This is a genomic window from Pseudomonas sp. S3_G06 (assembly GCF_054667565.1).
The window spans coordinates 2,098,091-2,109,840 of the sequence record NZ_CP162738.1; the positions used below are offsets into that span (position 1 = coordinate 2,098,091).

Sequence of the window (11,750 nt, forward strand, 5' to 3'; positions counted from 1 at the left end):
CTGGCGGCGCCCACGTAGCGCGGCGCAGCCATCGATTGACGTCGGATCCCTACGATCCTAGGCCATCGACGCCCTGCTGATAATGCGCGGTTTCAGGATGGAATGATGAATCCCGCTCACCAATCCTGATCAACATGACAAATAAGAATACGTTTCAATTACTAATGCGACCGTATACCATGCGCGGCGTTTTCAATGGCGGTTTTGCCCTTCGTTCTGGCCTATTCGTAAAGGTTTTCACCTCATGCGTCGAACTCTGCTTTCCATTTGTGTGCTGCAGGCGTTGTCTTCTTCCTCGTGGGCTGAATCAGCCGAACCGACTACTTCAACGCTTGAGCTGGAAGCCACCGATGTGGTCGGCACAGCGGATTACGAAAGGGCAGACGGCCCGGTCCAAGGCTACCGCGCGACTCGTTCGGCCAGTGCCACGCGCACCGACACTTCGATTCACGAAACCCCGCAGTCGATCAGCGTGGTGACCAAGGACGCCGTCGAAGACCTCGGCGCGACGCGTTTGCAGGATGCGCTGGATTACGCCGGTGGCGTGGGTCGGGCGAACAATTTCGGGGGGCAGGGCCTGACCACCTTCACCGTGCGCGGTTTTACCACCGGTGAGTTCTACCGCAACGGTTTCCCGATCAACCGTGGCTACCCGAACATGCCTGACGCCAATACCATCGAGCGTCTGGAAGTGCTGCGCGGCCCGGCGACCATGCTCTATGGCCGTGGCGATCCCGGCGGTACCTTCAACGTGGTGTCGAAACAGCCGTTGCCCGAGCGCACCGTTACGTTAGGCAGCCAATTGAACGACCAAGGCATGAAGCGCGGCACCCTCGACGCTTCCGGGCCGCTCGATGAAGAAGGGCGTCTGGCCTATCGCTTGAATGTGGTGGGCGAGGGCGGTGACACCTTCCGCGATCATGTCGAGACCGAGCGCTACGGCATCACGCCGGTGCTGACCTGGCAGGCCACCGACGCGACCAAGCTGATTTTCGAAGGCGATTTCATGCGCAACAACGCGCCGCTCGATCGCGGCGTGACGCGCTACCCGGCGCAGATCGGCACTGCCTCGCGCGATACCTTCTTTGGCGAGAAGGACGTCGGCAAGCTGCACAACGACAACAACATGGCGCAGTTGCGTTTCGAGCACATGCTCAACGACGACTGGACCCTCGGCGGCGGTTTCCAGTGGCTCGACGGCTCGCTCAAGGGCAACGCGATCGAGGCCAACGGCATTGCCGCTGACGGCCGCACGCTGGGGCGCAACTTCAACTACCGCAAGCTGGAATGGACCGACAAGGACACCCAGCTCAACCTCACCGGGCATTTTGATACTGGCGGTCTGCAGCACACCTTGCTCACCGGCATCGAGTACGAAGATTACGACTACAAGTCGATCATCCAGCGCTCCAGCGGCGCGGTCAGTGCCTACCCGATCGACATCTTCAATCCGGTTTACGGCCAGCCACGCCCGGCGCTGACCCGCACGCCGACTCACGACAAAGAGAACCTCAAGACCTACGCGGCATTCGTGCAGGATCAGGTAGCCCTGACCGACAAACTGAAAGTGCTGGCCGGCGCACGTTTCGAGCGCTTCGAGCACGATTACGAAACCTACGTGCCGGGCGGCAAGAGCTGGCAGGCCAGCGACAACGCCGTCACCCCGCGTATCGGCGTCACCTACGATTTGACCGATACCCTGGCGGTCTACGCCAACACCGCGCGCTCGTTCAAGCCCAACACCGGCGCCAGTCGCGAAGGCGGCGGCTTCGCTCCAGAGAAAGGCAAGTCCTACGAGATGGGCGTGAAGTGGGAAGCGCTGGATCAGCAGTTGAGCGTCGACGCGGCGATCTACCAGATCGAAAAACGCAACGTGCTGACCACCGACCCGGTGGATTCGACCTTCAGCGTCGCCGCCGGTGAAGTACGCAGCCGTGGTTTCGACGTCAACGTCACCGGCAACCTCACCCCGGAGTGGCGAGTGGTCGGCGGTTACGCTTACGTCGACGCCGAGGTGACCAAGGACAACACGCTGCGCTCCGGCACGCGCCTGCTGAACATCCCGAAGAACAGCTTCAGCCTGCTCAATATGTACGAGTTTCAGGACGGCACGCTCAAAGGTCTTGGCCTTGGCACCGGACTGAAATACGTCGACGAGCGCGCCGGGCAGACCGCCAACACCGCGTTTTCCATGGGCAGTTACACCGTGGTCGACCTGCTGAGCTTCTACAAGGTCAACGACAAAGTGCGGCTCAACTTGGATGTGAAAAACATCTTCGACCGCGACTACGAAGAGGGCGCCTTCGGCAACGTTTACGCCTACCCGGGGGCGCCGCGAACCGTGCAGGTGGGGATTTCCTACACGCTGTAAATCGCCGCAGCGGTTGCCGCCGACCCATGCTGGCCTGAGAGTGGCATGTCGAAATCAGACATCGGCATGCCGCACTCAGGCTAGTTGTGCGGCGGTCGGGCCACGTAAGGTGAAGCATCATTTCGTCGGCAAAGCGTCTGCGTCGCAGCTTTCGCCTGATGCCGACACCGGAAATGATGATCGCCTGACGCTCAGTCAGTGGCCCAAACGTCGATCATGAGAACAATAAGAACCCATGACTAGCCTGAACCCCAAGGACTCCAACGGTCAGTTGGCGCAAGGTTTCAAACCGCGTCACGTCACCATGCTTTCCATTGCCGGCATCATCGGCGCAGGACTTTTCGTTGGCTCAGGCCACGCCATCGCCGCCGCAGGACCTGCGGTGCTGCTCGCTTATCTGTTCTCCGGTCTGCTGGTCGTGCTGGTCATGCGCATGCTCGGCGAAATGGCCGTGGCGCATCCCGACACCGGCTCGTTTTCCACCTACGCCGATCAAGCCATTGGCCGCTGGGCCGGCTTCACCATCGGCTGGCTCTACTGGTGGTTCTGGGTGCTGGTGATTCCGATCGAAGCGCTGGCCGCCGGGCACGTGCTCAACCAGTGGTTTCCCCAGGTCGATGCGTGGTTGTTCGCCTTGCTGTCGATCGTCCTGCTGGTGATCACCAACCTGTTCAGCGTGTCGAAATACGGCGAGTTCGAATTCTGGTTCGCCATGGCCAAGGTCATCGCGATCATCGGTTTCATCGGCCTGGGTTTTGCGGTGCTGATGGGCTGGATTCCCGAGCGTGAAGCCAGTGGCTTGAGCACGCTGATGGCCGAGCACGGCGGCTTTGCGCCCAACGGCATGTCGGCGGTGGTCGGCGCGTTCATCACCATCATGTTCAGTTTCATCGGCACCGAAGCGGTGACCATTGCCGCTGCGGAATCGAACAATCCGGCGCAGAACATCGCCAAGGCCACGCGCTCGGTGATCTGGCGTATCGGCATTTTCTATCTGCTGTCGATCTTCGTGGTGATTTCCGTGGTGCCGTGGAACGACCCGCAACTCGCCTCGGTCGGTTCCTACCAGCGCGCACTGGAACTGATGAACATCCCCAACGCCAAATTCCTCGTCGACGTGGTCGTATTGATCGCGGTGGCCAGTTGCATGAACTCCTCGATCTACATTTCCTCGCGCATGCTCTATTCGCTGGGCCGACGCGGCGATGCGCCGCCGGCATTGAAGGTGACTTCGGCGGCCGGCGTGCCACGCGCGGCGGTCATTGCCAGCACGGTGATTGGCGCGGGTGTGACCTTGCTCAGCTATTTCATGCCGGCCGGGCTGTTCCAGTTCCTGCTCGCCAGCTCCGGCGCAATTGCCTTGCTGGTGTATCTGGTGATCGCCATTTCGCAGTTGCGCATGCGCCGCCGACTGGAACGGGAAAAGGTCGAAATGACCTTGCGCATGTGGCTGTTTCCCTGGCTCACCTGGCTGGTCATCGCCTTCATCTGCGCGGCGTTGGCAGTGATGATGATCACCCCTGAACACCGCCTGGAAGTGACCTCGACCATTGGCCTGGCGTTGCTGATCTCGTTCATTGGCCTGGTCACCAGCCGCCAGCACGGGCCGGCGGCCAGAGTGGCGGCGGTGAGCAAAGCCTAAGCAAACAACGCCTTGAGCCCACGGGAAAACCAGCCGTTCGGGCTCGAAGGCAGATGCTCACGTTGATTGAATGAGCCCGTCAATGCGCAGGTTTCACCGGCGAGCGAGCCCATCAGTTGCGGCAGTAAAAAACTGCGTTCGCATTCACTGGCGGACAGTCCGGTGTTCTCTTGCGGCCAAACCACGTTGGTTTCTGCATACGGCTTCATGGCGCACCTCCTCATGATTCAAACGTCCAGCACCAGGGTTTCGCTGCCCTGCGCCGGGGCGGCGCAGCAGATCAGCACTTCGTCGTCCGCCAAGCGCATGGCCGGCGGGGTGAGGTAATGCACCTGGCCGCTGGTAAGGCGGGTTTTGCAGGTGCCGCAGGAACCGCCGCGACAGCTGAACTCCGGATTCAAGCCACGTGCCTCGGCAAGTTCCAGCAAGGTGCCGCTGCCCGGTTCCCAGCGTGCTTCCTTGCCGGACGTGGCGAACAGCACCTTGACGGGTTCTTCGGCGACCGGCACCTGCGGCGGCGCCGGGGTACTGATTTCGACATCGCGGATCAGCGTCGACGGGCCGAAGGTTTCGGCGTGGATGCGATCGTCGGGAATACGCATTTTGCGCAAGCCGTCGTACAGCGCCTGAGTGAAGCTGCCCGGGCCGCACAGGTAGAAATCGTAGTCATCCAGCGGCAGCAGGCTCTTCAGCAAGGCGATGTCGATGCGCCCGGCGTGATCGTAACCTTGCGCTGTTGCTTCCAGCGGCGGCTGGCTGACCACGCGCAGCACCTTGACCTTGTCACCGGCGCGCGCAGCCAAGGCATCGATTTCTTCGCGAAAGGCCAGATCCTCGACGGTGCGACTGCTTTGCACCACCCAGGTCGGGCGCATGCGGCTGATGCGTTTGCCCTGATAGACCACCTCGCGCAGCATCGACAGCAACGGCGTCACCCCGACCCCGGCGGCGAGCAACACCAGTGGCCGGCGTTCGGTGGCGTCGACGGTGAAATCGCCTTGCGGGGCGCGGGCTTCGATCAAATCCAGTGCCTGGACCCGATCATGCAGATGCGAGGAGACCGAGCCATCGCGTTTGACGCTGATGCGCAGAAACTCGTCCGACGGCGCGCTGGACACGCTGTAGGTGCGGATCGACGCGGCATCCTGACCGTCGAGCAAGACCTTGATCGGCAAGTGCTGGCCCGGTTCAAAGCGTGGCAGGCCGAAGCCGTCGTTGGCTTGCAGGTAAAAAGAACGGATCTGCGGACTCTCATCGACCACCCGCGTGACGTGCAGCGCGCGCCATTGATTGCGCAGCGCCTCGGCCTGCAAACGCTCGCGGGTCTGTTCCCAGCTGCCGGTCATTTGCGAGTTGGGCGAATCGCCTTCCGGTTGCTCGGCCCAGCGCAGTGGCAGCGCGGCCTGACGGTAAACGATGCGCTGCGGCTTGAAGCGCCACAGGCGCTCGGCGCCTTGAAACGCGGCGATTTGCGGATCGTCGAGCAGCACTTCCGCGCTGCCGGTCATCTGCAACAGATCGCCGCTTTCAAAATCGATGAAGGTCAGCCCGGCGCGCGGGTTGAGCAGGATGTTGCCCAGGGTGTTGAAGAACAGATTGCCGGAGAAATCCGGGATGGTCAGGGTGCCGTCTTCGTCCATATGCACGAAACCGGATTTGCCGCCGCGATGGGACACGTCGACTTGCCGCTCACCGTCGCGCACCACATAAGTGGCCACGTAGAACGAGTCGGCGGCAGCGATCATGTCGCGCACCAAGGGTTCGCTGACCGGCAAGTCGAGCGCGGTGTCGGTAGTCTCGTCGACGAAGGCGTAATGGCGCAGATTGATGTAGCGCGGGCAGTTGCCGTAAGCCTGGGTCACGCCGATCTCAAGAATGTTGTCATCGCGGCGGCTGATATTGCCGTTCATGCGATTGCGCCGACGGGTGTGCAGTTCGATGCCGAGCATGCCGATCGCATCGCCGGGTTGCAGGCCTTGATTGGCCGGGTCGTTGGGCTGCGCGTCGAGTTTGATCTTCAGAACCTCTGGTGACGGCGAATCCATGAACCCCGGTTGACCGGTGCGCAGCGTTGCCCACGGATCGCCCTGGCTGTCGACGGCGCCGAGCACGACGAAGGGCAGTTGCGCATAGAACTCGCGGTGCTGGTCCGGCATCCAGTCGCGGGCCAGTTGCCGCTGGCCGACACCGACCATCATCTCCACCGCGCCGACGGCACGTTGCAGGGTCAGCTCACCTTCATGCCAGGGCGAGGGCTGCGGTTTCGACGCTGTGTCCATTTCGATTCTCCTCGGGTACAAACGGGCCGGTGAGCCGCCTGGGGCTGAAGCTCAAGTGGGCTCATGTTCGCCCTCGGCCGGTTGCGAGGGAATGGCCAGAAACTGCAATCCACTGTTTCACGCGGTGAAATGATCCCTACGCGCGCCTAAGGACGAGGATGATTATTTCACTGGCTGAAATGCTCGATTGTATTGGCTGAGGATTCCGCGATTTGCGGCAGGGGAGCAGGATGAGCCCCATCGACACGATCAGCGGGTCGACCTCAAATAATCCAGGAGCACGTCATGTCTCAGTCAGCCGTCAAACTGTACCGCCATCCGTTGTCCGGCCACTCGCATCGCGTCGAGTTGATGTTGTCCCTGCTGGATGTGCCGACCGAACTGGTGTTCGTCGACCTGATGAAGGGCGCGCACAAAACCCCTGAATTCCTCGCCCTCAACCGATTCGGCCAAGTGCCGGTGATTGATGACAGCGGCACGGTGCTCGCGGATTCCAACGGCATTCTGGTTTATCTGGCGAGCAAATACGGCAACGGCCAGTGGCTGCCGAGCGATCCGGTCGAACAAGCCAAGGTGCAACGCTGGTTATCGGTGGCTGCCGGGCAGATCAGCTCGGGTCCTGCCACGGCGCGCTTGATCACGGTGTTCGGCGCCGGTTACGACGCAGCTGACGCGATCAAGCGTTCCCATGCGTTGTTGCAGGTGATGGAAGACGAGTTGGCCAACAGCGCATTCCTTGCCGGCGACAAGGCAACCGTTGCCGATGTGGCCGCCTACACTTACGTCGCCCACGCACCGGAAGGCAATGTCTCGCTTGAGGATTACCCGAATGTGCGGGCGTGGCTGGCGCGGGTCGAGGCGCTGCCGAAATTCGTCGGCATGCAGCGTACAGCGGTGGGCCTGCAAACAGCTTGATTCACAACGATGCACATATCCTGTGGGAGCGAGCCTGCTCGCGAAAGCGGTGTGTCATGCAACGGTGATGTTGACTGACAGAATGCCTTCGCGAGCAGGCTCGCTCCCACATGATTTCACTGTGTTTTCGAAGTTTTTTACAGGTTCCCGCCTATGGATCGTTTTCAGGAAATGCGCATGTTCCTGGCCGTGGCCGAGGAGGGTGGCTTTGCGGCGGCGGCCCGGCGTTTGAACACCTCGCCCCCCAGCGTCACCCGCGCCATTGCCGCGCTGGAGCAACGCATCGGCACGCGTCTGTTGTCGCGCACCACGCGCAGCCTGCACCTGACCGAAGCCGGGCACCGTTATCTGGACGATTGCCGAAGAATTCTGTGCGACGTCGACGAAGCCGAAGAGGCCGCTGCCGGCAGTTATCGGGTGCCGTGCGGGCATTTGAGCGTGACCGCGTCGGTGTTGTTTGGCGAGCTGTTCATCGCGCCGTTGCTGGCGCAATACGTCGACGCGTTTCCTTCAGTGCATCTGAAGGCGTTGCTGGTCGATCGCGTGGTGAACATGGCGGAAGAGGGTATCGATGTCGCCGTGCGCATCGGCCATTTGCACGAGAACAATCAGCATGCAATCAAGGTCGGCGAGGTCCGGCAGGTCATCTGCGGCACGCCGGATTACTTCGCCCGCTATGGCCGACCGCAACATCCGAACGAGTTGAGCCGCGCCAATATCGTCATGTCGTCCGCCAGTCATTTGCTCAGCGATTGGCAATTCGCCCATGCCGACGGGCCGTTGAGCTTTCGCTTCGAACCGCGTCTGGTGGTCACCGCGAATCAGGCGGCAATCAACATCGCCAGTTCCGGTTGGGGCATTACCCGGGTGCTGTCTTATCAAGTCGCCAGCCAGGTTGCGGCCGGTGAACTGGAATTGGTGTTGCAGGCCTTTGAGCCGCCGGCGTTACCGGTGCAACTGGTCTATCTGAAACATCCGCGCGTACCGGCGAAGGTGCGCACGTTTGTCGATTTCCTCAGCGAACGTCTACAACATCATCCAGCGCTGAAAGCCGTGAACAGGGTTCACGGCTAAGGCTTCAAGGTTCAACTCAGCAATGGATCACTTCCCGGTCGCAGCGGTTTCGATCAGGCTGGCAACGGCTTTCGGGTTGGACACCATCACCACGTGCGACGCGCCTTTGACCACGACGGTCTGCTTGGAGTGCGCGCGCTCGGCCATGAACGCCAGGGCTTGCGCCGGGATGTTCTTGTCCTGGTCACCGTAGACGAAGTACGACGGCACGGTTTTCCATGCAGGCTCGGTGGCGGCTTCGTTGAGCGCGGCGACGGTCACCGGGCGCTGGGTGGCGGCCATCAACTTCGCATCTGCCGGGGAAACATCAGCTGCGAACTGCTCATGGAATTTGTCCTGCTGAATGTACAAATCCTTGCCACCATCGGCCAGCTCAACCGGGGCCGACAGGGTCGGGCCAAGGGTGCTGCCAGGGAAGCGGCCGGACAATTCGGCTGCGGTTTCACCCTTTTCCGGGGCGAACGCGGCGACGTACACCAGCGCTTTGACATTGGCATTGCCGTAAGCGGCTTCGCTGATCACCGGGCCACCGTAAGAGTGGCCGACCAGGACCACCGGAGTTTTCACGCTGGCCAGCACATCCGCCACCGATTGCGCATCACTCTTGACCGAGCGCAGCGGGTTGGCCGCAGCGATCACCGGATAGCCATCCTTCTCGAGAATCTTGACCACGCCGTTCCAGCTGCTCGAATCGGCGAATGCGCCGTGTACCAGCACCACGGTAGGTTTGACCGGCGCGGCGAACGCAGCGGTGGCGCCGAACATGGCAGCGGTGAGGGCGAGGGTAGCGAAGACTTTGTTCATGGTGATGTCCTGTCGATTGGTTAAGGTAGGAATGGAAACGACAGTGGTATTTAGCGCGCTAAATGTGTCAGTTCTGTGTGCGCAAGGCTGAACTTCGCATGCGTGTGTATCTGTGTCGGCAAAAGCTACATGCTGATACAAACCGCTCAGTTTTGGCTCAGCAGTGCAGCGGAATCGAACTTTTCAGTCCGCTGCAGCGTTTCCGGAACAGCGATCAACAGCAGCAGGAATGCTGCCGCTGCAACTCCGGCGAGAGTCAGGAATGCCGCGCTGTAACCGGCGGCCTCGACGACGAATCCGGCCAGCCCATTGCTCAGCGCCGCGCCAAGGCCAAATGCTGTGGTCAGCGCGCCGAGGCTGACATTGAAATGCCCGGAGCCGAGGGTGAGATCCTTGACCATCACCGGGAACAGCGCGCCGAACAGCCCAGCGCCGACGCCGTCGAGCAGCTGCACGGCGACCAGCCAGTACGGATCATCCGAGAAGGTGTAGAGCAAGCCGCGCAGCGGCAGGATCAGAAAACCCGCCAGCAATAACGGTTTGCGCCCCCAGACATCGGCTTTCGCACCGGCCAGCAGCGCCATCGGCACCATCACCAGTTGCGCGGCGACGATGCACGCCGAGGTCAGCGGCGTGGCCATGTGCAAGTTGGCTTGGGCGAGTTTCTGGCTCACCAGCGGCAGCATCGCCGCGTTGGCCAAGTGAAATAGCGCGCAGCACAGGGCAAACATCAGCAACGGGCGATTGCTCAGCAGTACCTTGAATCCGGACGGCTGATGGCTTTGATCGCCAGGCTGCAAACCGCGCGCGACGTCGTGATCTATCGCTTCTGCCGAAACGAACAGCACGGCAATCACACTGGCCAGCGCCATGACCGCCATCAGATAAAACACCGCCACCGGACCGAACAGATAGGCAAACAAACCGGCCAATAACGCCGCGCACGCGTTGCCGGCATGGTTGAACGTCTCGTTGCGACCGGTACGCCGGGTAAATGCTCGTGGGCCGGTGATGCCCAGGGTAATCGCGGAAATCGCCGGGGCGAAAATTGACGCTGCCGCCGCGCTCAAGGCTTGAGTCAATGCCACCAGACTGAATGACGAAATGAACGGCAGCAGCAGACAACTCACCGTGACCAACAGCGCGGCGATGATGACCAGCGCCCGTTTCGTCCGGCTGCTGTCAACCAGCGCACCAGCGGGCGTCTGCGTGATCAGTGCGGCGATACCGGCAATGGTCATGACCACGCCGATACTGGCCGGGTCCCAGTGGTGTACGGCGAGCAAGTAGATGGCGAGGTACGGACCGAGACCGTCGCGGACATCGGCGAGGAAGAAATTCAGACTGTCCAGCGAGCGGTTGTTGCGGCGATCGAGATGGCTGATCACGTTGGGCAGTCTCTTGAAAGTGAGGTCTGCGTAAATGTATCAACCTCGGCAAACCTAATGACCGAAGCGGCGGGAGATTAGTTGCAGAACGGCGGAGCAGTTGCTGCTCCGCAGATATTCATGCGTCAGGAGTTTGCAGTATCTCGATCCACAATGCGCCTTTGCCGGAGGCCGCTTCACCGACACGCTTCAGCGCGCCATCCTTGCTCACTGCGTACGTACCGACCTTGGCGCTTTTCTCGCCCGTCACCAGCAGCCAGTGGCCATCTGGGGAGAAGGCGATATTGCGTGGTTGTTGTTCCTGCACTGAGTAGTTATCGAGAAACGTCAGTCCTCCGGTTGCCGGATCCACAGCAAATGCCGAAACGCTGCTGCTGGTGCGCTCACTCATCAGCAGCAGTTTTCCATCCGGCGACATGCGCAGGTCAGCGGCCCAGATGCGTCGGGTCGGATCGTCTTTCAAATCGTTGTTGCGCGCATCACGCACTTCGCCGTGGGCCAGCTTCAATCGCTCGGGAATGCCATTGGCTTCAGCGATGCGGGTCAACGCGCCGCTGGCCTCGTCGATCGAAAACGCCGTCACGGTGCCGCTCATTTCGCCGACCACGTAAAGGAATTTGCCGTTGGGCGAGAACGCCAGGTGCCGAGGCCCGGTTTTCTCCGGAACACTGACCGAGCCGCTGCCGATCGGGCTGAGCTCGCCAGTCTTGGCGTCCAGGCGATATTGCAGCACCTTGTCGGTGCCAAGGTTGCCAGCGTAGGCAAAACGATTGCTCGGCTCGGTGCGAATCGAATGCGCGTGCAGGCCGGTCGGGTAACGCAGGATGTTGGCGGAAGGCTGATGATCCTCGCCGATCTTTTGAACGCTGAGGGTATCGGCGCCGTAGGACGCGGCGAGCAGGTAGCGACCTTTTCGATCGGTCGACAAGTAGGCCATGCTCTCTGCCAGCGGAGCTTGGGTGAATTTCGTCAGGTGACCGCTTTGGCGATCGATCCGGTAGCCCAGCACCTGGAAGGGTTTGACGCGCAAGGCTGCAAACAGCACTTTGCCGTCCGGGGTGAGGGCCATCGGATTGACCTGATCGCCGGCCTGGATTTGTTCAATGAGGGTGAGTGCGCCGTTGCTCTGATCAAGGCGATATTGCGAGATCAGACCGTCGCCGGGGCTTGAGATGTAAGCGTAGGTAGCGGCGTTAGCCGTCACGCTCAACGTGGAGGCGAGCGCAGCGATCAAGAGGGTTCTTTTCATCATTCCCAGCCTTATTGTTGTTGTGATC

At 61.1% G+C, this 11,750-nt stretch carries 9 protein-coding genes; 4 read left to right on the forward strand and 5 right to left on the reverse strand.

Annotated elements, in window-relative coordinates; all coding sequences use genetic code 11:
* Nucleotides 1-244 precede the first annotated feature (244 nt).
* Together AB4N47_RS09465 and gabP are read left to right on the forward strand one after the other, a co-directional pair.
* Nucleotides 245-2,371: a TonB-dependent siderophore receptor gene (locus AB4N47_RS09465; RefSeq protein WP_341637449.1), complete on the forward strand. Its 2,127-nt coding sequence runs from the start codon at nucleotides 245-247 to the stop codon at nucleotides 2,369-2,371.
* A gap of 235 nt (nucleotides 2,372-2,606) precedes the next feature.
* Complete coding sequence (gabP, locus tag AB4N47_RS09470) at nucleotides 2,607-4,013, forward strand: GABA permease (protein ID WP_460154469.1); 1,407 nt, start codon at nucleotides 2,607-2,609, stop codon at nucleotides 4,011-4,013.
* Here the strand turns inward: gabP and AB4N47_RS09475 are convergent.
* Together AB4N47_RS09475 and AB4N47_RS09480 are read right to left on the reverse strand one after the other, a co-directional pair.
* A complete protein-coding gene (locus AB4N47_RS09475) occupies nucleotides 4,010-4,222 on the reverse strand; it encodes a hypothetical protein (protein ID WP_122706258.1) in 213 nt (70 codons plus the stop codon). The genes gabP and AB4N47_RS09475 overlap by 4 nt on opposite strands.
* A gap of 18 nt (nucleotides 4,223-4,240) precedes the next feature.
* Entirely contained in the window at nucleotides 4,241-6,292 is a 2,052-nt protein-coding gene (locus AB4N47_RS09480) for a 2Fe-2S iron-sulfur cluster-binding protein (protein ID WP_341637451.1), read from the reverse strand.
* A gap of 285 nt (nucleotides 6,293-6,577) precedes the next feature.
* On the opposite strand from AB4N47_RS09480, the gene AB4N47_RS09485 reads away from it, so the two are divergent.
* Entirely contained in the window at nucleotides 6,578-7,207 is a 630-nt protein-coding gene (locus AB4N47_RS09485; protein ID WP_341637452.1) for a glutathione S-transferase family protein, read from the forward strand.
* A gap of 153 nt (nucleotides 7,208-7,360) precedes the next feature.
* A complete protein-coding gene (locus AB4N47_RS09490; RefSeq protein ID WP_016774781.1) occupies nucleotides 7,361-8,281 on the forward strand; it encodes a LysR family transcriptional regulator in 921 nt (306 codons plus the stop codon).
* A gap of 27 nt (nucleotides 8,282-8,308) precedes the next feature.
* Here AB4N47_RS09490 and AB4N47_RS09495 read toward each other — a convergent pair whose 3' ends face one another.
* The 3 genes from AB4N47_RS09495 to AB4N47_RS09505 all read right to left on the reverse strand — a co-directional run bounded on the left by AB4N47_RS09495 (nucleotide 8,309) and on the right by AB4N47_RS09505 (nucleotide 11,725).
* Complete coding sequence (locus tag AB4N47_RS09495) at nucleotides 8,309-9,085, reverse strand: alpha/beta fold hydrolase (protein ID WP_122880600.1); 777 nt, start codon at nucleotides 9,083-9,085, stop codon at nucleotides 8,309-8,311.
* A gap of 146 nt (nucleotides 9,086-9,231) precedes the next feature.
* Nucleotides 9,232-10,473, reverse strand: a complete 1,242-nt coding sequence (locus AB4N47_RS09500) for an MFS transporter (RefSeq protein ID WP_341637453.1) — start codon at nucleotides 10,471-10,473, stop codon at nucleotides 9,232-9,234.
* Between the two features lie 118 nt (nucleotides 10,474-10,591).
* Complete coding sequence (locus AB4N47_RS09505; RefSeq protein WP_341637454.1) at nucleotides 10,592-11,725, reverse strand: lactonase family protein; 1,134 nt, start codon at nucleotides 11,723-11,725, stop codon at nucleotides 10,592-10,594.
* Nucleotides 11,726-11,750: the final 25 nt, after the last annotated feature.